We start from the raw sequence: 26,925 nt of genomic DNA, 5'->3' as shown, positions 1-26,925 counted from the left end.
CATGCAATCTGAACAGAGGCCCGGGCGCGCCCGGCTCTGATCCAACGTGCCGGGCGCCGGGTCATCGGGTCTCTCCCGGAGAGGGAACCGGATCGCGCTGCCCCGGCCCCGCATTGGGGTAGAGGTCGAAGTCATCGGCCACTCCGGTCGCGTCCTGGCGGGGCTCGGGCTCGGTGGGCGGGAGGGTGCCCCGATGCCGGCCGCTGACAGCCTCGTCGCGCAATCTCCCGTCCCCGGCCGGGACCAGGGGCACCGGGCCCGGGCCTCCCGTACCGGGTTTCACGGCGGGCGCCACATCGGACTTCGCATTGGACTTCACGCCCGGCTTCGTGCCGGGAGCCGGATCGGGCTTCGCGCCAGGCTTCGCGCCCGGCTCCGCCCCCTGATAGGCCGGGGTCCGCTGTCCGCCGGCGGCGGGGGCCGGCGCACGTGTGCCAACCGGCGCGCTGGCGGGTTGGCGCGTCAGGGTCGGCTCGGTGGCGAGGGCGGCCCCGGTGGCGGCGCCTCCCGGCAAGACCCGTGCGGTTCCACCGACCAGACCGCCTGCCAGTGTTGCCGGTGGCAGAGCCTCCTCCTGCGGGCGGGGCGGCGGCAGGGGGAACCAAGCATCCGCCAGTTCGGAGCGGACAACCGTCATCTCCGGCTGGTTGGCCAGGAAATCGTCCGGGTAGTAGCCGAAACTCACGGCCCCGTTGCGCATGAGGCGGCGCATCCAGCCCACAAGCTCCCGGGCATCAAGCGCATCCTGACCGGGAGGCCGGTTCCAGTCCCGGGACTGGAGCAGGAAAATGGCGCGCCGCACGCCGTCAGACCGGGTCCGGGCCGCGGACACCAGGCGATCGATCCAGGAGTTCACATCGTCGGGCCTCACACCCTGGGTGTAGGGCATGGCCAGCGGCACCACCTGATCATAGGCCCGCAGGAACTCGTCGTAATTCTGGGCAAAATCCACCTCCCGGGCCGGATCCAGCACCGGATCGGGAGCGATCATGCGGGTCATGCGGATATCCGGATTGCGGTAACGCCGGACGCCCTCTGCCAGTTCGCGGGTGAACCGCACCAGGGCACCGGTCTTGAACCGGGCGAGGCGCAAGGCGGTGGCGTCATCCATGGCCGCGATCTCGGCCGCGGTGGCCGGGAGCCCCGCCGCCCGGTAGGCCGCCAGGGCTGCGGGCCCCGTATCCTCGGTCCGGGTAAGGAGGGCGTCGCCGCCGAAAACGACCCCGTGGATGGGAACATGGCGGCCCAGATCCTCGTAAATCGACAAGATACGCCGACGCCCCTCCGCGCTGAAGGGCGAGACCCGCCGCACGGGATGGACCGCGCCTGCGCTCTGCACGGTCTCGATGCCCGGGCCCAGGTCGTAGGCCAGCACCGGCATCAGGGCGAAGACCTCGGCGTTCGCGCGAGTGCGAAGCTGCCAGGCCACCCGGCTGAAGATGTCGGTGCGCACCGGCAGGACCCGGTTCGGGAAATAGGCTTCCCGAACCCGGCCGTCCGGTCCCGGGCGGGCAAACGGCGAGATGAACACGGTGGTGACCCGCATGTCGAACACGCGCTTGATCAGCGCATCCAGGTTTTTCGCCTGCCGGTCCGGATCCGGATCGTAGAGCAAATCAAGGTCGATGTTCATCACCCGGAAGCGGGGCGGATCGCGCTGGAAGCCCATGGCATTGCGGAAGGTGTCCAAAGACGGGTTGTCGGTGATCAGGAAACGGGGCACCGACATGGGCTGGTCCAGGGTGGCAAGCCCGTCATTCAGGGTGTAGGCCATGAGGTAGCCGTGCTGTTTGAGCACCTCGATCCCCAGACCGGACGACGCGCCGTAGGGCCAGACCCAGACCCGCGGCGCCTTTCCTGTGGCCTGCCGGATCCGCTCCGAGATCCGTTTCACATCGGCGGAGAAGCGCTTGCGGTACTGGTCATCGGTCTCGTAGGCCTTGCGTTTTGGATCGTACAGGCGGAACGCGGCGGTGGGCATCATGTTGCCCTGGGGATTGGCCAGGGAGCCATAGTGCATGTCGTAGGTATGGGCTCCGATCTCCACCAGGCCCGAGCGGTGGATGTCCCGGATCATCTGCCAGTTGGCAAACTTGCGCCGCTCGGTGGGCAGGCCGGCGAAATCCACGGGCCGGTTCGCGGGGGTGTCCATCCACTTGCCCACGGGGGCCAGAACCGCAGGCCAGTTGAAGGCCTTCAGGGCCGGAAGAACGCGGTGGTAAAAGCTGCTGAAGCCGTCATCGAAGGTCAGGAGGATGGCTCTCGGCGGCAGGGCCGGCCCGCCCGCCTGGGCCCGCAGGATGTCGTCCACCGACACGGGGCGGTAGCCGTTTTCCCGAAGCCAGGCAAACTGCTCGAACAGGGCCGAGGTCCGGACCGCCACATAGTTCTGGTCCGCCTCCAGATCGTCCACATCGTGGTAGCACAGCACGAGGTACTGGTTGTGGGGCCAGGGAGCCTCGGCGGAGGGGCGCTCCCGCAAGGCCGGAGGCAGGAACGGCGGGATGTCCCGAGCGTAGCTGCGCTCGCTCTGGTTTCCGGGCGCGTCAGAGGCAAGCGCCCCCGCCGGCAGCGCCATCGCCAGCGCCACCGCAAGACCTGCGAGAAGAAAAAGCAGACCCCCGAGGGAAAATCCGCTTCGGGAAAGGAGAGATCCCTGTGCCACCATACCCCGCCCTGCTGGTCTCCTGTCAGGCGCCGCCCGGCTCGGGGGCTGGGGAGCCCCGAGCGCGCACCGTCTGACGCACTGTACAATCATACACCACCCGCATGGAGTAAAGAACTCAACAAACCGAACTCCGGGCGGTGCACAGCCTAAAACCGGTACCTGAGATCGAAGGTTCCCTGCACCTCCTGCTCGCGCACCCCGTCATAGGGGCGGTTGCGGTAGGTCACGTAGGCACCGGCATCGAGAACGTCATTCCACTCAACCCGGTGGCCGTAGGTCACGAAGGCGGACCAGTCCCAGCCGTGCCCCTTCTGCCAGTAGGGACCGATGCCTCCCGCCAGATTGTGCGACCATATGGTCTGGTAGCGCCGGTAGAGAACATGGCGGGCATCCAGCCCCGGAGTGGCCCCGAAGTCCATCTTGGGGCTCCAGTAGGGCACGTTGGTGTGGGAGTTGTGGCTGAAGCTGATGTCCGGGCGCAGGTCCAGCGTGAAATAGGGATCCGTGATCAGGCGCTCCTTGCCCGCAAGGGCGTAGTCCATCCGGAAGTTCCCGTCGGTAAACCACAGGGGCGCCGCGCCCAGGGTCCATTCCCGGCGCTCGCTGTCGTACCAGCGCACCCAGGTGTCGAAGCCCCCGGCCTCGATGTTGCTGTTGAGCGCACGCAGGGGCGTCCGGGCGGCCAGGGTCTCCCCGGTGAAGCCGACGCGCCAGTGGTCATTGAAGTCGTGCCAGGCCGAGGCCCGGAAGGCGAAGGTGTCGCCCGCCTTGTAGTCATGGTGGGAGAGCTCCAGCTCCAGCCAGTTGTCCCGGGTCCGGTACTCCACGCCGGCGCGCAAGGTGCGCTGGTAGGCATAGCCCTCCTGGAACTTGCCGCGACGGTAGCCGCCGCCGCCGAACACACGCCAGTTGTCATACAGGGGCGGCGAGTAGAGAACCGTGTCAAACCCCCAGTCGTTCGTGCCGGTCACGGGCGAGGGGCTGTCGCTGTAGAGGCCCCGGTAGCCGGTCACGCGCAGTTCCGCCATGTGGTGGACCGCACGAAGCCGGTCGAGCCGCTGGGCCTCGAGGCTTTCCGGGTAGCGGGTGATGACATCGCTTGCGATCTGCTCGAACTGGTCCCACTCCTGAAGCTCCAGGGCGGTGCGGCCCTGCTGGACCAAGACCCCCAGGTTCGTGGGCTCCAGGCTTTCTGCGATTTTCAGCTCCTCCTCGGCGCGCCGGGGCCAGCCCCGGGCCGAGTAGACGGCGGCCAGAGAGGTCCGCAGCCCCTGGCTCGTGGGGGCGGTCTGCAGAAGGGTCTCGTAGAACGCCTGGGCCTCGGGCAGATAGTCGGACGACTGGAGAGACGCACCCCAGACCTCCTGGGCCAGGAACCACTCGTTGTTCGGGATCTCGACCCCCGAGCCCTTGGGGGTATAGAACGGGCGGTAGTGGTCGCGGAAGGCCTCCGCCACCTCCCGGGCCCGGTAGTGCTGGTTATTCTCCGACAGGGCGTTGAACAGGCCGACGTTGGCCTCGAAATAGCGCTCCTCGCCCAGGGCCTTCGGGCCGCGGCTGGCCAGGGCCTCGTAGAGGGGCACGGCCTTTTCCGGAAGCTTCTGGTAGAGGTAGGCTCCCGCCACCCAGAACAGCACCTGGTCGTTGACCGTCACACCCTCGGCCACCAGAGCCTCGTACTCGTCGGTGGCCTCCTTCATGTACATCCGGTTGTGAAGCGCGCCGATGTAGTCCTGGCGCACGGCAATCAGAAGATCCCGGGCCTCGGGCCGCCCGGCCCACTGCTGGAACATCCGGTCATACAGGACCAGGGCCTTGTCCGCCGTGTGGAAGCGCTCGCTCTCGATGGACGAGCCCGGAAGGCGCACCAGCTCGGCCGCCACATCCGACATGAGCTGGCGGCGCGAGGCCGCATCGATGGCATGGGGCGGACGGCCGGACTCGATGAACGCGGGCGCGGCGAGCCGGTTCATCTGCATTGAGCCCACGTAGATCTGCTGGACATCGCGGATATTGGGATCAAGCTCGTTGGCCTTCGTGGCCGCCTCGAAGGAATCAAACAGGCGGCTGATCACCCCGAAATTGTGGTAGGCCGACCGGTGGACATAGGCCAGCACCGCGTAGCTCAGGGCATCGGGCTTCTTTTTCACCATGTCCAGGGCCATGGGCAGCGCCCGGTCATCCTGACCCGCGTCCGCCAGGGTGTAGATGTAGCCCATCCGCAGGCCCCGGTCGTTCGGAGCCTTCCTCATGGCGGCCTGCCAGGCGGCCAGGGCGGGGGTCCACTCCCGGGCATCCCGGAAGGCCCGCGCCGCCGCCGCGTGGGCGCCCGCGGGAAGGGGGCGGTCCCTGTATCGGCCATAGACGTCCCGAACCGTCTGCCCGTCCCCGGCCCAGCCGGCGATCACCACCCAGTCGGCAATTTTGGCATCCGGAAGGGGCCCCTTGCGGGCGGCGTCCGCCAGCCAGGCCAGAACCGGGGCGTGGCGGCCGTCCCGGGCCATGCGCACAAGATCGTCGTAGCCCACGCCCTGGGGCGGAGCGCCGTAATCCCGGGCCTCCGCCCGGGGAGCCGTGCCGGGATGTGTCCCCGTTTGCGTCCCGGTGCCTGTCGCGGCGCCTGTTGCGACGCCCCTGCCCCCGACCGGGGCCGGCTCCGACGGCTGGACCGCTGCGGGAGCCGGCGCCCGGGCGACCTGTGGGAACGGAGGGGATGGGGCCACCCGCGCGGATCCGGGAGCCGACACCCGGGAGGCTCCGGGGGCGGCTGCGGGCGCGGAGACGGAGGCGGAGACAGGAACGGCTGCGGGAACCGATCCGCCAGGCGCGGACGGTGCGACCCGGGAGGGTGCAGTCCGGGACGCCGGCGCCCGGACGGCCACCGGAACGCCCCCTGCGGACAGAACGGCCGCGGAGCCGGGCGCCCGGGCCTGCGGGGCGCCGGGTGCCTCTGTGGCCCTGTCGCCGCTGTCCGGCCCGCCCCTTCCCGCCCGTCCTCCCGGGGCCTTGTCAGCCGCCCTGTCAGCCTCCGTATCATCAGGGGGATCAGCCGCCGTGTCCGCTGTTGCTCCGGCCACGGTTCGGGCCACCGGTCCGGAGGGGCTGTCCCCGCGCACCCCGCTCCCGGCGTCCGGTTTCGGAGCCGGGTCCGGGTCCGGCTGCGGATCCGGGCGAGCGTCCCCACGGGGGCTCACGGCCACCGGATCCCGGGGGGCACCGGCCTGCCCCCGCGGCTCCCTAGGGTCCGCCGGCGCAGCGCCAGACCCCGGGCGACCCGCCCGGCGGCTCACATAGTCCTCAAGCTCCGCATCCGGGGTCGTGCCGCGCTCATTCAGCGCCTTCAGTGCGGCCGCTGCCTCCCCCACCCGTCCGGCGTCTGCCAGGGTGGCAATCCGGGCTTTCTGCCAGGCCGTGTTCCCGGGGTCCTCCTTCAGGGCCTGCTCCCACAGGGCCAGGGATTCAGGCCATTTTTTGAGGTTGCGCAGCGACCGCGCCGCCGCCGCCAGAGCCTGGGGATCCAGCTCATGGTCCGGGCCATAGTGCTCCTGGACCCCGGCGGCCTCCCGGTCGTTCCCGGCCCAATTCGCGATGCGGATCCAGTCGGACACCTGCCCGCCTGTAAAGGGCAGACCGGCCAGCGCCATGGCCCGAAAATGATCAAGGGCGGGGGCATGGTTGCCGTCCCGCGCCAGGGTGATCAGGGCGTCATAACGGGCCCGCTCCGCATACACCAGCAGGTCGCGGGTATCGCGCCCGGGAAAAATCCGCGACGCCGCCCGCGCCAGCGGCAGGGCCTCCTGCCAGTACCCCGCATCGACCAGAGTGGCGATCTGGTTGACCGCGTAGTCCTCGTCATCGGGTTCGGCACGCCGGATCTCGTCCCACAGGGCAAGGGAGCGCCCATACTCCCCGAGCACGCGAAACGACCGGGCGGCCGCCACCTTTCCGTCAAGAGGGATCGGCGTCGTGCGAAAGCGCTCATAGACCTCGACCGCCTCCCGGTCCTGACCGGACCAGTGGGCATAGCGGATCCAGTCCGCCACGTTGTCACGGGTGAGGGGATAGCCCGAGCGCTCGAACTCGCGGAAGCGGTCCATGGCCGCCATGGGATCCTGGCCGTCGTCCCGGCGGGTCTGGGACGTCGTGGAGCGCTCCTCGACGTAGGCCAGGATCTCCCGGGCCTCGAGCCCCGGAGACACGGCCTCGTAGGCTTTCGCCCTCGCCAGGGCCTCCTCGTGGTGCCCGGCGTCGGCCATGGTTCCGATCTGCTCCAGCAGATAGATCTCGGAATCCCGGTCCACCTGCCGCAGAAGCTCCCAGACGGTCAGGGCCTCGTCGTACTCTCCCAGCTTGCGGTAGGACCGGGCCGCCGCCACCTGCCCCTCCACCGGAAGGTCATACATGGCGCGGTAAAACTCGTAGAGGCCCACCGCCTCGCGGTACTTCTGGGCCCAGCTCAGAACCTGGATCCAGTCCGAGGCCTGGGCCGGCCCGATCATCTTCCTGGCCTCAAGCTGGCGGAAGTACTCAAGGGCCGGGCGGACGTCGCCTTCCCGCGCCCTGAGAACCACCTCGTCGTAGCTGATGTCCTCGCCCTCGATGCTCATGACCAGCGGCTGCCAGTTCTGGAGAATGTAAGCAAAACCGCCCACCGACCCCAGGATCATCAGGATCAGGACTCCAACGGTCAGCCAGCCATTGCGCCGCCGGGGCTCCGGCTCCACCACGGGCTCCGCAGGCGGAGCACCCCCGGCCCCGGACGGGGCTGAGAGTACGCGTGGGGGTTGAAGTCGAAGGCTGCGCATTCGAGAGGATCCTTCAGGTGCCCGCTCACCAGCCAGCAGGCGAAGGGCCGCGTGTCGACACTTCCGGGTTTCCCGTTAGAGTGTCGTACAATGGTGTTAAAAAAAAATTAAACTCCTTCTGACCGGAGAATGGCGTGGGGTTGCGACCGGAGACATGCCGCACGCCCCGAGACCGCCCCCGAAACCGGACACCCCCGTCGCGCGCGTGTTGGAGGGCACCATCCACTCCACAGACCAGCCGCACCACCGGGAGGGGTCGGACCGAGGGGGAATGGACCCTGCCCGCCCCCTCCCCCTCCCCCGCCACCGAGCGCGAGGCCGGGAGAGGACAAGACACCCGGGACCAGGGGGCCGCGGGCCGGGAAACAGGAAAGGCAGCCTTGCGGCTGCCTTTGCGAATGGGGTCTCGGGAACCGGCGAGCGGCCAGGTGGGGGAATGGGGATGCGTGTCACGGCGTCCCGGTCTGGACAGCAAGGCGCGGCAGGGGCGCTGTGGCCGCCTCGCGCAGAACGTCCAGAAGCATCTTGTGCTGCTCCACCCTGGACTTGCCGCTGAACATCTCGGAAATGACACGGACACTCAGGTGTTCGCCGTCACCCAGGTCCTCGATATTGATCCGGGCCCCGGGAAGGGCGTTCTCGATCAGGGTCAGGATCGTCGCGTGGTCGCAGTATTTTCGGAACATGGAGGCCTCCCGTTCGTAAGCGGTGAGACAGAACGACCCAATCTACCCCATCGCGCAGGGAAACTCAAAGACCGGAATTGGACCCGATAAAAACAAAGGCGGGGTGCCCCGGGAAGGACCAGGCACGTCCGCAAAACACCCCGCAAAACACCCCGCAAAACACCCCCGCCCCTCTGGAAAACACCCCCGTCGGGGCGGGCTCTGGAGGCAGGAGCGCCGCGGCGAAGGGAGCCGACCCGGCCGCGGTCCCTCGGGAGGACCGGGCCCGATGCCCCCGCACCGGGCCACCCGGGAGCGGTGTCCGCCCGCCGGCATTCCCGGTCTGCGGGACGGGGACAGGGGCGAATCCGCTGGCGCCGCCGCCGGCCGGAGGCCCAAAAGAAAAGGGCCAGCGCGTCAGGCTGGCCCACCGGATTGACCGGCCGACACAGGCGGGAGCAGGCCCCCGCCCGTTGGGTTCCAAAAGGGCTCAGGCGCCCATGTAGGCCGGAAGCCAGCCCTCGTGTGCCTCGCGAAGAGCCGCCACGGTGGGCCCCTCCTCGCCGTTGACCATCAGCTCGGTGCCGCCGGTGATGCCCAGCTTGCGAACCGAGACGCCGGTCGCAACCGCACGCTCGATCACGGCGGTGGCCTCGGCCTCGTTGGCCACGGTCAGGACATAGCGCCCCTGGTCCTCGCCGAAGAGTGCGAACGCGGACGGCGTCCCCTCGAGATGGATGCGAACACCCATGTTGCCCGCCAGGGCCATGTCCGCAAGCCCCATCAGGAGCCCGCCGTCGGACAGGTCGTGACAGGCGGTGACCACGCCCTCGCTGATCAGGGCCCGCACCAGATCGCCGACCCGGCGCTCGTGGGCGAGATCCACAACCGGCGGAGGACCGGCCTCACGGCCAACGATCTCACGCAGGTAGAGCGAGCAGTCCAGCCAGTGACCCTCGGCCCCTTCCGGCGCCCCAAGAAGGAGAACCGGCTGTCCCTCGGCCTTGAAGGCCAGGTCCACGACCTTGTCGCAGGACACGATGCCCACGCCGCCAATGGCGGGGGTCGGCGGAATGGCCTGGTTGTTGGTCTCGTTGTAGAGGCTGACGTTTCCGGACACCACCGGGAAGTCCAGCGCCAGACAGGCGTCGCGGATGCCCTGGCAGGCCCCCACGAACTGGCCCATGATCCGGGGCTTTTCCGGGTTGCCGAAGTTCATGTTGTCGGTGATGGCGAGGGGAACCGCGCCCACCGCCGTCAGGTTCCGCCAGACCTCGGCCACCGCCTGGCGTCCGCCCATGACGGGGTCGGCCTCGACGTAGCGGGGCGTGCAGTCGGCGGTCATGGCGAGAGCCTTGGAGGGCGCGTCCTCGAGACGCACCACGGCCGCATCGCCGCCCGGGCGCTGCATGGTGTTGCCGCCCACCAGGTAGTCGTACTGCTCCCAGATCCAGCGCCGGGAGGCTCCGTCCGGAGAGGACAGCAGCTTCAGAAGCGCCTCCTGCCACGTGATGGAGTCCACGCCCGCCATGCTGGCCGGACGGGCCGGCACGGTCGGCTGCCAGGGACGGTCGTACTCGGGGCTCGCCTGGGCCAGGGGATCGATGGGCAGGTCGCCCACGGTCTCGCCGTGCCAGCGCAGCTCCATGCGGCCCGTGTCGGTCAGGTGACCGATGATGGCGAACTCCAGCTCCCACTTCTCGAAGATGGAGCGGGCCAGATCCTCGCGGCCGGGCTTCAGAACCATGAGCATGCGCTCCTGGCTTTCCGACAGCATCAGCTCGTAGGGGTTCATGCCGTCCTCGCGCATGGGGACGCGCTCCAGGTCCAGGACCACGCCCAGACCGCCCTTGGAGGCCATCTCGAAGGACGACGACGTCAGACCCGCAGCGCCCATGTCCTGGATGGACACGATGGCGTCAGTGGCCATCAGCTCGAGGCAGGCCTCGATCAGAAGCTTCTCGGTGAACGGGTCGCCCACCTGCACCGTGGGACGCTTCTCCTCCGAGCCCTCATTGAACTCGGTGGAGGCCATGGTGGCGCCGTGGATGCCGTCACGGCCCGTGCGCGAGCCCACGTAGACAACCGGGTTGCCCACGCCCGCCGCAGCCGAGAGGAAAATCCGGTCGCGCTTCGCCACACCCACGGTCATGGCGTTGACCAGGATGTTGCCGTTGTAGCCCGGGTGGAAGTTGACCTCGCCACCCACGCAGGGCACGCCCACGCAGTTGCCGTAGCCGCCGATGCCCGAGACAACGCCGGACACCAGATGGCGGGTGTTCGGATCCTCGGGGGCGCCGAAGCGCAGGGCGTTCAGGTTGGCAACCGGGCGCGCGCCCATGGTGAACACGTCACGCAGGATGCCGCCCACGCCGGTGGCCGCGCCCTGGTAGGGCTCGATGTAGCTGGGGTGGTTGTGGCTCTCCATCTTGAAGACCGCAACCAGGTCGTCGCCGATGTCGATGACGCCCGCGTTCTCGCCCGGACCGTGGACCACCCAGGGAGCCTGGGTCGGCAGGGTCTTGAGCCACTTCTTGGACGACTTGTAGGAGCAGTGCTCCGACCACATGACCGAGAAGATACCCAGTTCCAGCAGGTTGGGCGCCCGGCCCATGATGCTCAGGACGGTCTCGTACTCGCTTTCGGACAGGCCGTGGTCGCGCACGACGTTTGCGTCAATGCCTTCGGCATAGGGAACGGTCTTGCTCACGACAGCGTCTCCAGAAGGGATTTGAACAGGGGCAGGCCGTCGGTGCCGCCAAATCCGGCCTCGATGGAGTTCTCCGGATGGGGCATCAGGCCCAGAACGCGCCGGTTTTCGGACAGAACGCCCGCAATCGACCGGAGCGAGCCGTTCAGACAGGTTTCGTCAGAGACAACGCCGTTCGCGTCGGCATAGCGGAAGGCAATCCGGTCCTCGTCCTCAAGGCGCTTCAGCGTCTCGGCATCGGCGGTGTAGTTGCCGTCCTGGTGGGCGACGGGAAGACGGATCTTCTGGCCCTTGCGGTAGCCGCCGGTGAAGGGGCTCTTCTCCGTTCCCACCACCAGGTTCACGTCCCGGCAGATGAACTGGAGACCCCGGTTGCGCACCAGGGCGCCGGGAAGGATGCCGGCCTCGGTCAGGATCTGGAAGCCGTTGCACACCCCCAGAACGCAACCGCCGTCCGCGGCGAATGTGCGAACGGCGTTCAGAACCGGGCTGCGGGCCGCCATTGCGCCGGGGCGAAGGTAGTCACCGTAGGAGTAGCCCCCGGCCACGACCACCAGGTCCGTTCCCTCGGGGAGCGCGGTGTCCCGGTGCCAGACAACCGACGGGCGCTTTCCGCCCGCGACGGTCACGGCCTTGATGATATCCTGTTCCCGGTTGGTGCCGGGAAAGAGAAGGATCGCCGTTTTCATGGGTTCCGGCGCTCCTTCACTTCGCCAGTTCGATGGCGTAGGTCTCGATGACCGGGTTGGCCAGCAGCGCCTGGCACATGGCCTCCACCTGCTCGCGCGCCTTGGCCGCGTCGGTTTCCGCAAGGTCGAGTTCAATCACCTTGCCCTGACGCACGTCGCCGACACCCTCGAAGCCGAGACCCGCGAGAGCATGGGAAATGGCACGGCCCTGCGGATCGAGAACGCCGGGTTTGAAGGAAATGGTGACCTTGGCTTTCATCGCAAATTAGGCTCCTGAAGGGAGAAAGGACCACGGGGGTCCGCAAGGAAAACGGGGAACAGAAGGCGGCGCACCGGAACAGATCCGCAGTGCGCCGGCCTTGTTACTGAAGGGTGCTGGGGCCCTGGACGTCGCGGGGGCCGCTCTCGGGCAGGATTCCGAGACGGCGGGCCACCTCCTGGTAGGCCTCCTCGACACCGCCAAGGTCACGCCGGAACCGGTCCTTGTCCAGCTTCTCGCCGGTGGCCATATCCCACAGGCGGCAGTTGTCCGGGGAGATCTCGTCCGCCAGAACGATGCGGGGCTCCTCCTCCTCCTCGTCGTAGTAGCGGCCGAACTCCAGCTTGAAGTCCACAAGGCGGAGCTGCACGCCCAGGAAGAGGCCCGACAGGTAGTCGTTGACCCGCAGGGACATGGCCATGATCTCGTCGATCTCCAGGGGGTCGGCCCAGTTGAACGCCGTGATGTGCTCCTCGGAGACCATGGGGTCACCGAGCTCGTCGTTCTTGTAGTAGAACTCGATGATGGAGCGCGGCAGGGGCGTCCCCTCGGGGATGGCAAACTTCTTGGACAGCGAGCCCGCCGCCACGTTGCGCACCACAACCTCGATCGGGATAATCTCCACCTCTTTAACCAGCTGCTCACGCATGTTGAGGCGGCGGATAAAGTGGGTCGGGACCCCGATTTCACCAAGCCGGGTCATCAGGTATTCGCTGATGCGGTTGTTGAGAACCCCTTTCCCGGTGATGGTGCCCTTTTTCTGGTTGTTGAATGCGGTCGCATCATCCTTGAAGTACTGCACGACGGTTCCGGGTTCCGGACCTTCATACAGGATCTTCGCCTTGCCTTCGTACAGCTGCTTGCGTCGGGCCATCTGGGATAAACCTTGAGAAAAGAGAGACACGCGAAGCGCCCCCGAAGCGCATGGGGGCGTCATCCGTCGTTATATGCGCACTTTCGCCCGCAAAGTCCACGAAAAGCGGTTCCAAAGAAGGAATCCCGGAGGGACAGCCGTCCTCAGGCACTGCCCTTCGAGGGCTGGTCGGCGAGCTGCATCTTGCGGAACAGGCCGGCAAAATCAGGGGGCTGGACCAGAAGCGGCGGGAAGCCCCCGTCGCGGGTCACGTCCGCAATGATGTTGCGGGCAAAGGGGAAGATCATGCGCGGAACCTCGATGAGGGTCGCGGGCTTGACGTGCTCTTCCGGGAGATTGACGCTGCACACGGCGGCGTATTTCAGCTCCACCATGAACGCGGTCATCTCGGGAGTGCGGGCCTCGGCCTGGATCAGCAGAACCACCTCATAGGCGTTCTCGCCGATGCGCTCGGCCTCCACATGGAGATCAAGCTTCACCTCGGGAGGGGCCGCCATCCGGGTAAAGATCACCGGCGAGTTGGGCGATTCGAAGGACAGATCCTTTGTATATTGCCCGTTGATAACAAGCGGCGGCATCCCCGCACCGGCGGCAAGCTCCTGCGCGTCGTCCGTAATGTTCTCTTCGCTCATGGTGACCTCGTGACAGCTGGCTAACGAATGGCCCGGTATAAGTCTCCGCAGAAACCGAATCAAGCCGGAACCGGGAGAGGGCCCCTAAAAACGTCCGGAACAGACGATCACGAGCCGCCCGTGCTCCCGTCGTCCTTGCGATCCGTTCCCGAGGCACCGCCCTGGCCCACATGCGCCCAGGGGTTGTCGTGGTCGCCGCCGCTCGCGCCCCTCGAATCCGCATCGTCCGGGCCCGCGGCCCCGGCCCGGGTCTCACTCTCCACAACCTCGGTGAACTCGCCGTCGATCACGCGTCCGCCACTGTGGGAGCCGCTCCCCGGGCGGGAGCCGGAAAAGCCGCCCGTGCCCCGGCCCGCGTCCGGCCCCATTCCCGTGCGCAAGGTGCCCCGACGCTCCAGGTAGCCTCGCAGGGCCTCGTGCACCGGAGGAAGCAGAAGAAGAATGCCGATGGTGTCCGTCAGGAAGCCCGGCAGGATCATCAGCAGCCCGCCGACCACCACGCAGGCGTTGTCAAACATCTCCTTCACCGGAGGCTGGCCCCGGGCCAGGCTCTCGCGCACCCGCATGGCGGTCTGCATGCTGTGCTTTTGCATGACGATGAAGCCCACAGCCGAGATCGCGAGGGTCAGGAGAATGGTCTCGAAAACACCGAGGGCCTTGCCCACCTCGATGAAGAGGGCAATCTCGACAAACGGGATGGACAGAAGAAAGAGAAGGAACAGCGGGCCGCCCATGGTGTCAAAGTCTCCGGATGAAACGTTCTGCGGACTGCCAGGGTGAACGAAGCGGGCAGGTTTGGCAACGGCAAACCGCCCCGTGTACAGGGGACGGGAGTGCGGCCGCGGACCGCTACACCGGAAAAACGCCCCGGAGCCCCTGTGGAAACCGGATCTTTTTGCGCTTAGGGTCTGGCGAAAAGGCGCTTCAGGCGCTAACGTATAGCGGAGACACGGCCGGATTCGCGAAAAGCGTGCGCAGTCGCGCCGGTCCGCCTGGCACACCCCTGCCCAAGAGATCGGGATCCGATGGAAAACAGCTCGTTTGTTCCTATACTCCTTGTCGCACTGATTGCGGTATTTCTGGTCCTGCGCCTTCGGGCCCTGCTGGGGCAGCATCCGGAGGACGAGGATGACGGCTTTCCGATGCGCCGGGAAGACACGGGCCGCAGCCCCTACGGCACGGACGCCAACGGCCACCGCGACGGCCCGGACAGCGAGACCGGCGCCACCGGCTTCGGTGCGGACGGTCCCGTGCTGGACCCGACCCTGGCCGGCACCCTGACCCGCATCCGCCTTGCAGACCCCTCGTTCTCGGCCGAGGACTTCCTGAACGGCGCCCGCTCGGCGTTCCAGATGGTTCTGCTCGCCTTTGCCAAGGGGGACCGGCGCACGCTGGAGACCCTCCTGTCGCCGGAGGTGATGCGAAACTTTGAAAACGTCATCCGCGAGCGCGAGGAGGCCGGCGAGACCATGGAGTCCGAGCTGATCTCCTTCAAGTCCGTGGCCATCGAGACCGCCCGCCTGGACGGCAGCATCGCCCACATGACCATCAAATACGTCACCGAACAGGTCAACCTGCTGAAGAACGCTGACGGAGAGGTCATCGAGGGGGATCCGAACCGAATCGAGACCCTGACCGACATCTGGACGTTCGAGCGTGACATCACCTCGGGCAATCCGAACTGGCTGCTGGTGGCGACCCGGTCCTCCGATGTCTGAGGCCCCTGCCGGACGCCCGTCGGCCCGCGTGCGCGCGGGCCAATCCCTCAGGATGGCGGCAGCCGCGGGCCTTCTGGGCCTTCTGCAAGCCTGCGCCAGCCCCGCAGGCCCCGCAGCCTTCACGGTCGGGGACGCCCACTACCGCCGGGCCCACACCGCAGACCTGCCCGGCTGGTCCCGGGATCCGGTCCATGAGGTTCTTCCGGCGCTGGAACGCTCCTGCAGGCGGCTGGCCACCCTCCCGGCCAACACGGCCTTCGGGCCTCCGGAGTTCGGCCTGACCACCGGCGACTGGCGAAGCGTCTGCGCTGAAAGCGCCCGGCTTGCCCGGACGCGGGCGGGCCAAGCCGAGGTCCGCACCTTCCTCGAGAACAATTTCACAGTCTGGCAGATTGCCTCGACAGACGGGCCCGACGGGCTCTTCACCGGATACTACGAGGCCGTCCTGGATGTGTCCGAAACTCCGGCGCCGGGCTACACGGTTCCGGTTCTGGGCCTGCCCGCGGGCTGGGAGCGCACCGGAACCGGCCGCCCCAGGCGCGCCGAGATCGAGGACGGCGCCCTGTCCGGAACAGCACCGGTTCTTCTGTGGGCCCGCGATCCGGTGGAGCTGTTCTTCACCCAGATCCAGGGCTCGGGGATCGCACGGCTTCCGAACGGGCAGCAGGTTCGCATCGGCTACGCGGGTGACAACGGCCATCCCTTCGTCGGGATCGGACGGATCATGAACGAGCGGGGTCTGGGCAACGGCAACTCCATGCCCGCCATCCGGGCCTGGCTGACAGCCCATCCGGACCAGGCGCGCGAGCTGATGCGCGAGAACCCGCGCTATATCTTCTTCCGCCGGGTCAGCGGCGAGGGCCCGGTGGGAGCCCAGGGCGTCCCCCTGGAGCCCCTGCGCTCGCTGGCGGTGGACCGCCGTCACGTGCCCCTGGGCAGCCTCATGTGGATCGAGACCCGGGACGGGAACGGCCGTTCCCTCCAGCGTCTGGCCCTGGCCCAGGACACGGGGGGTGCCATCAAGGGCCCCGTTCGGGTGGACGTGTTCTGGGGCAGCGGGGAAAGCGCCCTCTTCCACGCCGGGGGCATGAAATCCGGCGGGCGTGCCTGGCTCCTGCTTCCCGCAGTGCGGTCCTGAGCGGGCAGCAGACACCGGAGACGCAGACCGGACGGGAAAACACACCGCCCGGTCTCCGGCCACGGAGATGAGCGCAGGGCAACCTGAACCCAAGGTCTCAGGCAGGCCGGAAGCGGCAACGTGAGGCCGGGACGCAAACGCCGGAACCAGCCCGGCGCCCGCATCCCCGCACCGCCCCCACAACACCCCTTTCCCCCCCTGCCCCCTCGTTTCCCGGACAGGCCGGCACGCCCGCGTGCCGGGCATGCCCCCAACCCGCTGTACAGATCCGCCCGGCCGGGCTCCCGCTGAACAGGAACCTTCCCAGAAAACGGCAGATGCTGTAAAAAAGGGAAAGCCCCGGGGAAAGAGACATGACCGACCTTTCAAAACGACAGCAGGCGGATCTCGAGGACTTCGACCGCAATCTGTTCGAGCACCTGAAAAGCGCCATCCAGCGTGGTGATGTGCTTGTGCTCACGGAGTTTGATCACCTCAACAAGCGGGGTGCTCCGTCCTTCAGCAGTTTTGACAACATCCTCCCCCTGCTTGCCAGTGTTCTGCTGGCCACGGGGGTGCTGTTCATCAACCTGCTGGCAGGCGTCGCGGCTCTGGTGGGGGCGGCCCTGTTCTACACCTTCGCGATCCGGCCCTGGATTGCCTACCGGCTCAACCTGAGAACCCGGGATCTGCTTCTGACCGACCTCCAGAGCTGGCGGCGCGTGTGGGCCTACGGCGGGGTCGTAATCATGCTGGCGGGAAAACAGCGCGTGGGCTGCAAGGCCCCGGCGGCCGACTGGAGGGGACTGGCCCGCCTGTTCGTCCCCGAGAGCAAGGCCGGCTTCAAGCCCAGCGGATCCTCGCTGATGCCCACCAACATTACCGACTGACAGCACGCACCGGATACGGGCCCGTTACGGGCACATAGGGATAACCTCATCGCGATGACCAGACGCAAACCGGGCACGTCTCCCGAAGACCTGTCCCTGTGGGAGGGCCTGACCCGTTCCATTTCCCCCCTGAAAGCCCGCTCGGACCGCCTGGCGCCCCCCGTTCAGCCCCTGCCCCGGCGCGGCGTTCTGCCGGACATCCCGGGAGCCTCCGAGCCCCGGGCCCCGTCGTCGCGCTGGCCGGAGGTGCCCGGCCTGTCGGTCCCCGGTCTTGCCGCGGGGGATCCGGAGGACCAGCTGTTCCGAAAAACGTTCGAGCCCCTGGAGAGCGGCCGCCTGCACGGCATGGACGCCAAAACAGCCGACCGGCTGCGCAAGGGACGCCTGCCCGTGGACAGCGCGCTGGACCTGCACGGCATGACCCAGGCGGAGGCGGAAGCCGCGCTCCAGGCCTTTGTCCGTCGGGGCTGGGATTCGGGCTGGCGCTCGGTCCTTGTGGTGACCGGCCGCGGAGGCTACCGCGCCGGCCAGGGAGGGATCCTGCGCCAGAGGCTGCCGGACTGGCTCAACAGCGCGCCAATGCGGCCGTTCGTTGTGGGCTTTACCCAGGCCCAGCAGAAGGACGGCGGAAGCGGCGCCTTCTACGTCCGCCTGCGCCGCAAGCGCTAGGGGCCGCCCCCGAAAAGACGCCGGACACGGGCTGCCAGGCTGGCCGCCGGGACGGGATGAACGATCCAATCCGATACACTATGATCCGGCCACGCGCCCGGGTGCGGACAGGTGCCCCGAACACATCAACCCGGCACTCAGCACGGCCTCCCGGGCAGAGCCCCTCGATAACCACGCCGGGCGCACCGCTTCCCGTACCGGAAAACAGCTGCCTTCAGGCCGGTATCGACCTTTCCTCAACCGAGTGGAGAGGCCGCATGCGGATGGCCTCCTCTCCCCTCGCCCGGCCGTGGGGCCACACACAGTCGCTGGTGCAGGCACACCACCGCCGCGCGCTGACGAAGGAATGAGGAAGCTTGTCGGGAGAAAAAAACAACCGAGGAGGAAAAACCAAACGAGAGTTTGGAAACTCCCCTGTTAGATTTTGGAAACTCTGGGTGAGCGGTTACAAGAACGCTACCTAACACATTGTTTTCATTGGTGGGCGGTGACGGGATCGAACCGCCGACCCTCTGGGTGTAAACCAGATGCTCTCCCAGCTGAGCTAACCGCCCGCACCAGCCTTCTGTCTGCGTCACCGCAGGTCTTACCGGCCTTCACCCAAAAACACAACCCCTTTCGTGGGGTATTGCCGGATCCAAAGGCTGTCCGCGCCCCGCCCGGGAGCCCCCTCCCCAGACGGGTCATTCCCACCACGGCAGGCGGAAGACACCCACCGGGAGGTCACCCTGCCCTTCCGCCGGAGGCACCGGCTCCACAAAACTCCGCCCCCCGCCAGCGCCGCCACAACACCCACACTCCCGGAAGCGCCCCGGAAACGCCCGGTCGTGCTCATGATGATCCGGCCCCACACCGGCCCCGGACCCGGGCAACACCGCCACACACCGGCCCGGGCGCGCCACCCACACCGCACCCGGGCAACGCCGCCACACACCGGCCCCGCCACGGCCACGCCCATTTCACATCACCAGCGCTGAACAAAAAACGCGGGACGTCCGGTTCACCGGCGCGGTCCCGCGTTCTGGATGATCGGCTAACGGGGTGGCGGTATCACCGCCCCGATGCCGGAGGTTCAGGGGCCAGGCGCACCACAGCGCCCGGCCCGGCGTTCTACTTCGTTTCCTGCGCGGGCGGACGCAGCAGGGACTGGCCCGTGTAGACCAGGATCGCCATGCCAACCGCCCCCAGAAGGGCCACACCCAGCAGGACGAACACGTCAACCGGGCCCCCCGTGTGGCGAAGCGCCGAGTTCGTCTGCGCCAGAACGAAGACCACGGCCACCACCGCGCCCACGGGCATGGAGACCTGCGCCCACAGGAATTTCCGCATGGACACGGCGCGATCACGGATCAGAACGTAGACATAGGCCACGGTGATGACGGCTGCGAGAAGCATCATGGCCCAGAACAGGCCGGATCCGAAAATTTCCTCGAACACGGCGATCATTGTCGTAAGAGTGAGTTCTTTCATAGCATCCTCCCTATGCCTTGCCGCGCAACATGGCGTTGTACGTTGCCTTCAGGGCGACTTCCTTCATGAGCCAGCTGATCCACAGTTCCTCGAGCGGCGCAATCACGCCATCGAAGGACGGCAGGAGGTTGTTGTTGTAGTCGAACTCCACCAGCATGGCCTGGCCGACACGGGTGATCATCGGGCACGAGGTGTAGCCGGTGTAGATCTCGGTCCCCTCCCGGCCCTGGATCTGGGAAACGAGGTGATCCTCGACCACGGGCACCTGCCACTTGACCGACGCGGCCGTCTTGCCCTTGGGCACGCCGGCGATGTCTCCGAGAGCGAAAATCTCGGAGTACTGCGGGTGGCGCAGGGTTCCCTGGTCACAGGCCATCCACCCCTGGTCGGTCCACTTGTCGGCCCAGCTGAGCCCGGACTCCCGCACCACCGCCGGAGCCCTCTGGGGCGGGATGATGTGGATGTAGTCCCAGGGCATCTCGACCGAGGTCACCTTGTCCGCGCCGGTCGCCGGATCCGTCACCACCGCACTGAAGGTTGCGATACGGCGGCCCGGATCAATGGCCTTGAGGTTGTACTTGTAGTGGGTGGCCACGCCGCGCTGCCCGAACAGCATCCGGACCTTCTCCGCCACGATGGGCACGGAGAACAGAACGGTCTGCGGGCAGGTGTAGTTGAGCTGGTACTTGCCCTTCGCACCGCTGCGACTGGCGATGTCGTCGATCAGGAAGGTGTGCTTGAGCGGCGCACCGGCGCACTTCATCTCGGTCGCCGGACGGTTGAAGACGCCCACGCCGCCGTTCTCGACGAACTTCGAGGCGGCCGCCCAGGTTTTCGCCGCGTACTCGGGGCCCGCGTACAGGGAGCCGATCCCGTTCGTGCCCACCATGTCCAGCGAGAAGCCCTCGATGGCGTCGTGGTCAAGAACAAGGCCCGGAGCCATGACCAGGAAGTCATAGTCCACTTTCTGGCCGGACGCGGTTGTGACGGTTTTCGCCACCGGATCGACAGCCGCAGCCTGCTCCTCGATGAGGGTCACGCCCTTCGGAAGCCACTCCCTGGTCGTGGACACCAGGTACTCCTGGGGCTTCAGACCCGCGGCCACCAGAGACAGACCCGGCTGGTAGATGTGGTTCTTGCGGGCGTCAATGATGGTGATCTTCGCCCCATCCAGCCTCTGGACCATGCGGTTGGCAAACGCGGTGCCGGCCGCACCGGCACCAATAATGACGATATTGGCGTTGGTTTTGGTTTTGGACGCCCGGGCAAGGCCCACAGGCAGCGTGGCCGCAAGACCGACTGCCGCTCCAAAACGCAGGAAGTCACGTCGTGATGACTGGAAATCTTTCATGATCTACCCCCGTTCCTTTCTCTTCTCAGGACACTGTGTGCCTTATTGTTCTCTGGACCCCGTTCATTCATGCCGCCGGGACGCTCTGGTTTTCATGCTACAGGACGGCCTGTCCTGTGTGTTCGGATCCTCCTTTTCTTTCCGTTGGCGGGAAGGGGCCGAACCCGTCCCCTGTCTCCGGTGTCTCACGCGGATCCGCCGGAAGCGGCGGGTGCGTGCGTCGTGTCGGGCCGGCGGTCCGGGCCCGTCCGGGGCGGGGCCAACACCCCGCCGCCGGTCCGGCCCGGCCAGCCGTCAGGTAATCTGAAGCGAGCCCTTCGAGCCGACAAGGAAATCCACAACCTGCGGCACCTTGACGATCTCGTACTCGGGAACCATCTGCTCCTCGGTGAAGCCGTTGTGAATCATGCACGAGTAGCAGATTCCAACCCGGCCACCCAGGGCGCGGTACTCCTTCAGAAGATCCGAGACCGGCGCGAAGGGCGCACCGATGTCCATGCCGTCCGTCGCTCCCGGAACCCCCAGCTCCACCGCCTGAAGCATCAGAAGCATCATGGTGCTGTGCCCCTTTTTCAGGGCATTCAGGGCCACGGTGAAGGCCACCGTGACTTTTTCCGGGTTCGCTTTGCCGTCAAACACCGTTGTTACGAAATCGGCAGGCTGCATGGGGAACTCCTAATAAAGAGAGCAGTGCGCTCGTTCAGGTTAACCGTCAGACCGTGACAGCCGCCAGCACAGGCGTCCGTCCGGAGCAGGAAGCCGGGATTGGCCGGAACCGACCACCCGGTGTGCGGATCCCCCGGTACCCCGTCCCTCAGGACGTGGTCTTCCGGGGCTCGAGAGTCTGGGCGCCGGGTTGGAGCGCAAACCGCGAGAACGCGATCCCCGCCACCATGGACGCCACGAAAACAAAGGCATCGGGCTCCAGAAGGCCCACAGCGGGAACCGATCCCCCGGGGCAGAAGCCTGCGATTCCCCAGCCGATCCCCAGGATCGAGGCCCCCGCCACCAGCGGCACGTCGATCTGCCTGCGGGTCGGCAGGTGGAAGCGGACATCGAAGACCGGCGCCGGGCGACGCATCACAAGGCGGTAGCCGACCGCGGTCACCACCAGCGCGCCTCCCATGACAACCGCCAAAGACGGATCCCAGGTTCCGGCCACGTCGAAGAAATTCAGCACCTTGGCCGGGTTGATCATCCCCGACAGGGCAATACCCGTACCGAACAGCAGACCGGCGAGCAGGGCGAAGGCGAGTGCGGGCATCAAAAACCTCCGAAAACGTGGCGGACAACGAACACGGTGGCAGCGGTGGTGGCCATGAAGCACAGGGTTGCCACAACCGAGCGGGTGGAGAAACGGGCCAGACCGCAAACCCCGTGTCCCGAGGTGCAGCCCGATCCCAGCTGGACACCGATTCCCACCAGAACGCCGCCGAAGATCAGCCAGGGCAGGGGTGTGGCGCTGCTGAAGGGAATCGTGACCCCGGGGACACTGGACAGGGCCAGCGGAGCCGCCACGGCGCCCACAAGGAAGGCGATCCTCCAGCCCCGAAGGGACTGCGAGGGCAAAACCGCTCCCGCCAGAATGTGGGAGAGCCCGGCAATGCGGCCGTGCAGCGCCATCAGGGTCACCGCCGAGAGACCAATGAACATGCCGCCCACAAGGGACATCCAGGGAGTGAACTCGGTCATCGGGCACCGCCTTCCATCGTACCGGGCGCCGCCCCGGGGGGCCGCTGTCTGAAAGTCGTCGGGCAGGATCGGACAGACCGCCCGGGTGTTCGTGTCGTGGTGGGCATCATCTCTCTCCGTGGGCGGGCTGCTGGTCCTGGCAGAACAGGGCGTGCATGGTGTGCATGACCGTCTCGACGCGGGAATCAGCCAGGCGATAGAAAACCTGCTTTCCCTCCCGGCGCCCGGCAATCAGGCCGGCCTTTCGCAGCGCCGCAATCTGCTGCGAGAGCCCGGGCTGGCGGATCCCGAGACACTCCTCAAGCTCGCCAACCGAGCGCTCCCCGTTCACCAGGGTGCACGCAATCAGCAGCCGGTCCGGATTGGACAGCCGCTTGAGAAAGGCAAGGGCCTCGTCAAGCCGGGCCTGAAGGGGACTGGATTCGGGAGACGGGGCGGCCTGATCCGCAGACCGGTCAGGACGGCTCCCCGCAGCGGATGCGGACGGGGCGGCCACCGGGTGCGAACGGGCTTGAGGCCGGTGCACGGAAGCCGGGCCCGCAGGAACGGGACAGGACGCGGAAGACGCGGCCTGGCGGGAATATCCGGTGATTTCGGGCTGTTGAGCCATGGGCGGATTCTCCTCCGCGTTCTCGGTGCACCTAAACAGTTTCATATTATCGATTGCGTAACAATGCAATAGATATTGTTGGAATATACACGCAAGGGCGCACCCGGCCAGACCAATCGGGCCGAAGGGGCGGGACACCCGGGATTTCTGCGGCGAAACACAAGGAGGGAACAGGACCGCGACACCAGGACGGCCAGGGCCAGGCAGCCGGGTCCGGTTCGCAAAGCACCAGAGGAGGGACGGGAAACCCGCGGAAAACAGGACGCCGGGAGAGAAGGATTCGGGGCCAGGCCGGACCGGAAGCGGGCCCGGACCACGCGGAAACGACCGGGCCGGAAGCGGGCACAGGCACCCCGAAACGACCGGACCGGAAGCGGGCCAGCCCCCGAAACGGCCGCGCCGACAGGTGTCGTTGCATGAAGCAGATGGCCGCCGCATGGCGCTGCCTACCGCCCGGGGAGAGCCGCACCGGCCGGCACCGGCACCGCGACCGGCACAGGCACGGGTGCCAACACCGGGCGGCACCCAAAGCGGCCCCACGCCGGACTGCCTGCCGGGGGCATCCGTCCGGAAACGCAAAAAGGCGTCCCGGAGGACGCCTTTTTATTGCTCTTCGCAAAAATGGAGCGGGTGATGAGATTCGAACTCACGACCCCAACCTTGGCAAGGTTGTGCTCTACCCCTGAGCTACACCCGCATCCGCGAACCACCCCGGAGGGAAGCCCGACACCCCCGGAAACCGGGAGAAAACCCAACGCAAAATCTGGAGCGGGTGATGAGATTCGAACTCACGACCCCAACCTTGGCAAGGTTGTGCTCTACCCCTGAGCTACACCCGCATCCGGAGCCGACCCGAGGGCCAGCGCGTTGGTGAGCGGCATAATAGCCACGGCGAGGCCGAACGCAAGCCCTTTTTTTTCCGGGACGCACTTTTTTCAGCGTTGGATTCAAATGCTTTTTATTCAAACGGCTAGACGCCTTTTTGGAACGGTCTCGCAGGAACGGCCCTCTGGCCGTCTTGTGACGCTTTTTTGAAACCGCTAGGTTCGCCGTGACTGGCAGAGCGTCGCCCGCCCGCGGGATAAAGACGGCCCTGCCGGCGCAGATCAACGGAACCGGTGACGGAGACAACGATATGAAGGCTGCATTGCGAAAACTGGCGACAGACGTTCTTCTGCCGCTGAGCCTGCTGGCGGGTGTTCACACCCTTCTTGTTGCGGGCGTCGCATACGGCCTGGATGTCCACCTCTCGTTTCGCGCGCAGGCCACCGATCTGGCCCTGGCCCTTCTTGTGGGCGTCCCCCTGCTGATGATGAGCCGCAACCGCGTGGCCTGGCTGGCCATGATGACGCTGCTTCTGGCCCTGCTTCATGTGGGCAATGCGCTGAAGATCACCATGCTGGGCGGACCGGTGCTCCCGGATGACTTCTTTGCGGCCCAGGCCCTGTTTTTCATCATGAAAACCTGGCAGGCCGTGCTGGGCGGAGCGATCCTCGCCCTGCTTCTGGTGTTCCTTGTCCTTTCTGTTGGCATCCGCCCCCTGCGGGCCCGGATTGGGGCCGCCCTTCTGGCCACACTGGCAGCGCTGATTGCCCTTGTCCCGGCCGAGCGCACGGTGGCCTCGCTGGACCGGACCTACGGCAACGTGGTCTGGAACCAGAGAGGCAACTACGAGAGCCGCGGCCCTCTGCTGTACCTTCTTCAGGAAGGCAGCCGCGCCCGGGCCACACGCCCCCATGTGCCCGTCGCCGCCGAGGTCCGCACCGCGTTCGAGGCCCTCGTGGGCACCGCAGAGACCGCCCCTGCCCCGGCCAGCGCCGCCAGCGCCCCGACCGTCGCCGCCCCGGCCGGTTCTGCGGGCACCCCCACGGCAGCCGAAAACCCGGCCCGGCGCACCCTGGTGGTGATCCTTCTGGAGTCGTTCTTTGACCCCTCCTCCCTGAAGGCCGCCCGGTTCTCCCGCGATCCCCTCCACCCCGATTTCCGGGCCCTGTGGAAGAAAACCGGCTACTCCCACGGCCTGTCCCCCGTGTTCGGCGGCTACACGGCCAACGCGGAGTTCGAGGTTCTGTGCGGCTTTCCCGTGACCATGGACGCGGTGTTCTTTGAAAAGGGGCTGACCCGCGACGTTCCGTGCCTGCCGCGCCTTCTGGCAGGAGCGGGCTACACCACGATTGCGTCCCACCCCAATATCCCCGTGTTCTGGAACCGGGTGAACGCGTACCGGCGGATCGGGTTCGACGTCTACCGGGCCCGGGACGACTTCGATCTGGACGACATGAACGGCGAGTATCTGGCGGATTCGTCCCTCTACCGGCAGGTTCTCGATCACGTGGGCCCGATGATCGACGCAAAGCGTCCGACCTTCAGCTACGTCGTGACCTTCTTCGGGCACCTGGACTATCCCCTGAACGAGAACCGGGAGCAGCCGGTCCGCGCCCGCAACGGCGACGAGCTCCTGGAGCGCTACGCCAACACGGTCCACGACAAGTCCCGTGCGCTGATGGAGTTCATCCGCGACGTCCAGAAGCGGGATCCGGACGCGCTGATCGTGGCCTTTGGCGACCACCTGCCCTTCCTGGGCCCCAACTTCGGAGGCTACACGGAGTCGGGACTTCTGGAATCCAGCCGCTCGGACTTCACGGATTCCATGTTCCGGACCGTCTCCGCCACGCCCCTGATCGTGATCGACGGCAAGAAGGGCCCCCTGGTGCTCGGGGACATGCCCCTCTACCGCCTGCCCTCCCTGATCCGCTCACTGATGGGGAACACGGACCTGTCCCTGGTGGACATCACCTCCCGCGCGCCGGGGGAAACCCGGATTCGCCCCCTCCCGGGCATGGCCTACGGGCTGACACCCCCGAAACGGCGCAACGGCAAGCCCGCCCTGACGGTCTGCCGGTTTGATGACACGGATCCCGAGGCCTGCGCCGCCCAGAAGGAGTGGCTGCAGGCGGTGGAAACCCTGACCCGGGATGTGTTCTCGGGCCGCCAGGAAACCCTTGGGCTGCTGCCCTCGCCCGACCTCTCGCCGGAAAAGCTGGTCACGGAGGCCAACACGCCCCAGACCGCCGAGGAGCTCTGAGCCCGCCCCGCGCGGCAAACAGCCCGGAAGGCGGGCCGCCGCGCAGCCCGCCCCCCGCAGGGCGGGTGGTCACCCCGGGGTCCGGGGAGCGGGTGAGCGGCCGAGTCCAGGAGTACGGACAAAAACCGGGGAGAGGAGGATACGCCTGCCTCTCCCCACGCCCTTTTCAGGCCCGGCAGGCGGCCCTCATCGAGTGGGAACAGGGGCCTGACGCCATCAACCACACCGCCGGGCCCGCAAAGCGCCGCACATCGTGAGACCGTGCCGCTCCCCGGAAACGGAGCCCCACGGCGACAGGGGCACGACCCGCCTGTCCCGCCCCCTCTCCCCGAACAGCCCCCCTTGCGGAACCCGGGCCCCTCCCCGGACCCGGCACCGGCGCACCGGCGGACACCTCCCGCGCCCGAACAGCCTCCCCCCAACGCCCCCCGCCAAACGCCCCCCCAAGAGCCTCCCCAACACACACCCGGCATTTGTCTCCGGGCGACGCTTGCGTTCCGCACCGGATCGGTCCTATATTGGGGGTGCCGGGGATACCCGGCTATGACGCTAAACCCCTTGCGGAATAAGCGTAGCGGACCCGGGGGCAGTACCCGGCGCCTCCACCATTTTCACGGCCCGGCCCTTGTGGCCCGTGCCGGTCCGGGGGCGAAACAGGATCGACGCGCGTGGTAAAGGCCTGGGTTGTGTTCGGTATGGTACCCGCCGTTATCGGGCCGAAACCTACAAGTGCCAACGACAACGTTGAGTACGCCGCTGCGGCTTAATAACCCGTAAGCGCGGCCCGGGGGGCGCCGGGCAACAGAAGCCCCCCACCTTTCCCGCAGTCTCCGGCCTGTCCGGCCCCCGATCCTGACCCGCCCCTACAAAAAGGCGAGAGTGTTGCCCGCAATACAAGCGGCGCTCGCAGACCTTCGGCTGTGTCTCCCGGACTTGGAAAACTTTGCTTGCGCCTTGTCTTTTAGTCGTTATTCTAGGCCGGAAACCGGACGAGCATACCGGACGCCGGGGTCTTTTCCCC

Annotated in this window: 20 protein-coding genes, 3 tRNA genes and 1 other RNA gene; 6 read left to right on the top strand and 18 right to left on the bottom strand. The window is 67.0% G+C overall.

Going from position 1 to position 26,925, the window contains the following annotated elements; genetic code table 11:
• Nucleotides 1–61 precede the first annotated feature (61 nt).
• The 9 genes from pgaB to IHV25_RS04200 all read right to left on the bottom strand — a co-directional run bounded on the left by pgaB (nt 62) and on the right by IHV25_RS04200 (nt 14,036).
• Nucleotides 62–2,668 (bottom strand): poly-beta-1,6-N-acetyl-D-glucosamine N-deacetylase PgaB, encoded by a 2,607-nt coding sequence (gene pgaB / locus IHV25_RS04240; RefSeq protein WP_192533856.1) that lies wholly within the window; start codon nt 2,666–2,668, stop codon nt 62–64.
• Between the two features lie 146 nt (nt 2,669–2,814).
• Nucleotides 2,815–7,392: a poly-beta-1,6 N-acetyl-D-glucosamine export porin PgaA gene (pgaA, locus tag IHV25_RS10415; RefSeq protein WP_192533855.1), complete on the bottom strand. Its 4,578-nt coding sequence runs from the start codon at nt 7,390–7,392 to the stop codon at nt 2,815–2,817.
• 530 nt (nt 7,393–7,922) lie between these two features.
• Nucleotides 7,923–8,159 carry a BolA/IbaG family iron-sulfur metabolism protein gene (locus IHV25_RS04230; protein WP_192533854.1) on the bottom strand — a complete coding sequence of 79 codons (237 nt, stop codon included), beginning with the start codon at nt 8,157–8,159 and terminating at the stop codon, nt 7,923–7,925.
• A gap of 469 nt (nt 8,160–8,628) precedes the next feature.
• Entirely contained in the window at nt 8,629–10,848 is a 2,220-nt protein-coding gene (purL, locus tag IHV25_RS04225; protein WP_338048584.1) for a phosphoribosylformylglycinamidine synthase subunit PurL, read from the bottom strand.
• A complete protein-coding gene (gene purQ / locus IHV25_RS04220) occupies nt 10,845–11,537 on the bottom strand; it encodes a phosphoribosylformylglycinamidine synthase subunit PurQ (RefSeq protein WP_192533853.1) in 693 nt (230 codons plus the stop codon). The genes purL and purQ overlap by 4 nt, the downstream gene beginning before the upstream one ends.
• A gap of 16 nt (nt 11,538–11,553) precedes the next feature.
• A complete protein-coding gene (gene purS / locus IHV25_RS04215; protein ID WP_192533852.1) occupies nt 11,554–11,796 on the bottom strand; it encodes a phosphoribosylformylglycinamidine synthase subunit PurS in 243 nt (80 codons plus the stop codon).
• A gap of 103 nt (nt 11,797–11,899) precedes the next feature.
• A complete protein-coding gene (gene purC, locus IHV25_RS04210) occupies nt 11,900–12,670 on the bottom strand; it encodes a phosphoribosylaminoimidazolesuccinocarboxamide synthase (RefSeq protein WP_192533851.1) in 771 nt (256 codons plus the stop codon).
• 143 nt (nt 12,671–12,813) lie between these two features.
• Nucleotides 12,814–13,302 carry a protein-export chaperone SecB gene (gene secB / locus IHV25_RS04205; protein WP_192533850.1) on the bottom strand — a complete coding sequence of 163 codons (489 nt, stop codon included), beginning with the start codon at nt 13,300–13,302 and terminating at the stop codon, nt 12,814–12,816.
• 107 nt (nt 13,303–13,409) lie between these two features.
• A complete protein-coding gene (locus IHV25_RS04200) occupies nt 13,410–14,036 on the bottom strand; it encodes an FxsA family protein (RefSeq protein ID WP_192533849.1) in 627 nt (208 codons plus the stop codon).
• Between the two features lie 291 nt (nt 14,037–14,327).
• On the opposite strand from IHV25_RS04200, the gene IHV25_RS04195 reads away from it, so the two are divergent.
• From IHV25_RS04195 to IHV25_RS04180, 4 genes are all read left to right on the top strand, one after another.
• Entirely contained in the window at nt 14,328–15,020 is a 693-nt protein-coding gene (locus tag IHV25_RS04195; protein WP_192533848.1) for a Tim44/TimA family putative adaptor protein, read from the top strand.
• Nucleotides 15,013–16,158: a murein transglycosylase A gene (gene mltA / locus IHV25_RS04190; protein ID WP_192533847.1), complete on the top strand. Its 1,146-nt coding sequence runs from the start codon at nt 15,013–15,015 to the stop codon at nt 16,156–16,158. Before IHV25_RS04195 ends, mltA begins: the two co-directional genes overlap by 8 nt.
• 353 nt (nt 16,159–16,511) lie before the next feature.
• Nucleotides 16,512–17,027 carry a hypothetical protein gene (locus tag IHV25_RS04185; protein ID WP_192533846.1) on the top strand — a complete coding sequence of 172 codons (516 nt, stop codon included), beginning with the start codon at nt 16,512–16,514 and terminating at the stop codon, nt 17,025–17,027.
• Nucleotides 17,028–17,081: 54 nt separating this feature from the next.
• Nucleotides 17,082–17,696 carry a Smr/MutS family protein gene (locus tag IHV25_RS04180; protein WP_192533845.1) on the top strand — a complete coding sequence of 205 codons (615 nt, stop codon included), beginning with the start codon at nt 17,082–17,084 and terminating at the stop codon, nt 17,694–17,696.
• Nucleotides 17,697–18,174: 478 nt separating this feature from the next.
• Here the strand turns inward: IHV25_RS04180 and IHV25_RS04175 are convergent.
• From IHV25_RS04175 to IHV25_RS04135, 9 genes are all read right to left on the bottom strand, one after another.
• Nucleotides 18,175–18,250, bottom strand: a tRNA-Val gene (locus tag IHV25_RS04175).
• A gap of 556 nt (nt 18,251–18,806) precedes the next feature.
• Nucleotides 18,807–19,166 carry a DUF5368 domain-containing protein gene (locus tag IHV25_RS04170; RefSeq protein ID WP_192533844.1) on the bottom strand — a complete coding sequence of 120 codons (360 nt, stop codon included), beginning with the start codon at nt 19,164–19,166 and terminating at the stop codon, nt 18,807–18,809.
• Nucleotides 19,167–19,176: 10 nt separating this feature from the next.
• A complete protein-coding gene (locus IHV25_RS04165) occupies nt 19,177–20,517 on the bottom strand; it encodes an FAD-dependent oxidoreductase (RefSeq protein ID WP_192533843.1) in 1,341 nt (446 codons plus the stop codon).
• A gap of 294 nt (nt 20,518–20,811) precedes the next feature.
• Entirely contained in the window at nt 20,812–21,183 is a 372-nt protein-coding gene (locus IHV25_RS04160; protein WP_192533842.1) for a DsrE family protein, read from the bottom strand.
• Nucleotides 21,184–21,331: 148 nt separating this feature from the next.
• Nucleotides 21,332–21,781 (bottom strand): DUF6691 family protein, encoded by a 450-nt coding sequence (locus IHV25_RS04155; RefSeq protein ID WP_192533841.1) that lies wholly within the window; start codon nt 21,779–21,781, stop codon nt 21,332–21,334.
• On the bottom strand, nt 21,781–22,209 hold the full coding sequence (locus IHV25_RS04150) for a YeeE/YedE family protein (RefSeq protein WP_192533840.1): 429 nt from the start codon (nt 22,207–22,209) through the stop codon (nt 21,781–21,783). Before IHV25_RS04150 ends, IHV25_RS04155 begins: the two co-directional genes overlap by 1 nt.
• A 106-nt stretch (nt 22,210–22,315) precedes the next feature.
• Nucleotides 22,316–22,819 (bottom strand): ArsR/SmtB family transcription factor, encoded by a 504-nt coding sequence (locus IHV25_RS04145; RefSeq protein ID WP_192533839.1) that lies wholly within the window; start codon nt 22,817–22,819, stop codon nt 22,316–22,318.
• 622 nt (nt 22,820–23,441) lie between these two features.
• A tRNA-Gly gene (locus IHV25_RS04140) sits at nt 23,442–23,516 on the bottom strand.
• Nucleotides 23,517–23,583: 67 nt separating this feature from the next.
• Nucleotides 23,584–23,658, bottom strand: a tRNA-Gly gene (locus IHV25_RS04135).
• Between the two features lie 296 nt (nt 23,659–23,954).
• Here IHV25_RS04135 and IHV25_RS04130 point away from each other — a divergent pair.
• Together IHV25_RS04130 and ssrA are read left to right on the top strand one after the other, a co-directional pair.
• On the top strand, nt 23,955–25,904 hold the full coding sequence (locus IHV25_RS04130) for an LTA synthase family protein (RefSeq protein WP_192533838.1): 1,950 nt from the start codon (nt 23,955–23,957) through the stop codon (nt 25,902–25,904).
• Nucleotides 25,905–26,390: 486 nt separating this feature from the next.
• Nucleotides 26,391–26,721: a transfer-messenger RNA gene (gene ssrA / locus IHV25_RS04125) on the top strand.
• The last annotated feature ends 204 nt before the right edge of the window (nt 26,722–26,925 follow it).

It is taken from the genome of Phaeovibrio sulfidiphilus (assembly GCF_014861485.1).
Taxonomy (GTDB): Bacteria; Pseudomonadota; Alphaproteobacteria; order Rhodospirillales; family Rhodospirillaceae; genus Phaeovibrio; species Phaeovibrio sulfidiphilus.
Note: the sequence above shows the minus strand (reverse complement) of the source record. Positions and strands in the feature narration are given on the sequence as shown.

Bases quoted from the DNA above. Each gene is read 5' to 3' on its own strand.
- pgaB (WP_192533856.1), bottom strand. From the start codon at position 2,668: ATGGTGGCACAGGGATCTCTCCTTTCCCGAAGCGGATTTTCCCTCGGG.
- IHV25_RS04230 (WP_192533854.1), bottom strand. From the start codon at position 8,159: ATGTTCCGAAAATACTGCGACCACGCGACGATCCTGACCCTGATCGAG.
- purQ (WP_192533853.1), bottom strand. From the start codon at position 11,537: ATGAAAACGGCGATCCTTCTCTTTCCCGGCACCAACCGGGAACAGGAT.
- purS (WP_192533852.1), bottom strand. From the start codon at position 11,796: ATGAAAGCCAAGGTCACCATTTCCTTCAAACCCGGCGTTCTCGATCCG.
- purC (WP_192533851.1), bottom strand. From the start codon at position 12,670: ATGGCCCGACGCAAGCAGCTGTACGAAGGCAAGGCGAAGATCCTGTAT.
- secB (WP_192533850.1), bottom strand. From the start codon at position 13,302: ATGAGCGAAGAGAACATTACGGACGACGCGCAGGAGCTTGCCGCCGGT.
- IHV25_RS04200 (WP_192533849.1), bottom strand. From the start codon at position 14,036: ATGGGCGGCCCGCTGTTCCTTCTCTTTCTTCTGTCCATCCCGTTTGTC.
- IHV25_RS04195 (WP_192533848.1), top strand. From the start codon at position 14,328: ATGGAAAACAGCTCGTTTGTTCCTATACTCCTTGTCGCACTGATTGCG.
- mltA (WP_192533847.1), top strand. From the start codon at position 15,013: ATGTCTGAGGCCCCTGCCGGACGCCCGTCGGCCCGCGTGCGCGCGGGC.
- IHV25_RS04185 (WP_192533846.1), top strand. From the start codon at position 16,512: ATGACCGACCTTTCAAAACGACAGCAGGCGGATCTCGAGGACTTCGAC.
- IHV25_RS04180 (WP_192533845.1), top strand. From the start codon at position 17,082: ATGACCAGACGCAAACCGGGCACGTCTCCCGAAGACCTGTCCCTGTGG.
- IHV25_RS04170 (WP_192533844.1), bottom strand. From the start codon at position 19,166: ATGAAAGAACTCACTCTTACGACAATGATCGCCGTGTTCGAGGAAATT.
- IHV25_RS04165 (WP_192533843.1), bottom strand. From the start codon at position 20,517: ATGAAAGATTTCCAGTCATCACGACGTGACTTCCTGCGTTTTGGAGCG.
- IHV25_RS04160 (WP_192533842.1), bottom strand. From the start codon at position 21,183: ATGCAGCCTGCCGATTTCGTAACAACGGTGTTTGACGGCAAAGCGAAC.
- IHV25_RS04155 (WP_192533841.1), bottom strand. From the start codon at position 21,781: ATGCCCGCACTCGCCTTCGCCCTGCTCGCCGGTCTGCTGTTCGGTACG.
- IHV25_RS04150 (WP_192533840.1), bottom strand. From the start codon at position 22,209: ATGACCGAGTTCACTCCCTGGATGTCCCTTGTGGGCGGCATGTTCATT.
- IHV25_RS04145 (WP_192533839.1), bottom strand. From the start codon at position 22,819: ATGGCTCAACAGCCCGAAATCACCGGATATTCCCGCCAGGCCGCGTCT.
- IHV25_RS04130 (WP_192533838.1), top strand. From the start codon at position 23,955: ATGAAGGCTGCATTGCGAAAACTGGCGACAGACGTTCTTCTGCCGCTG.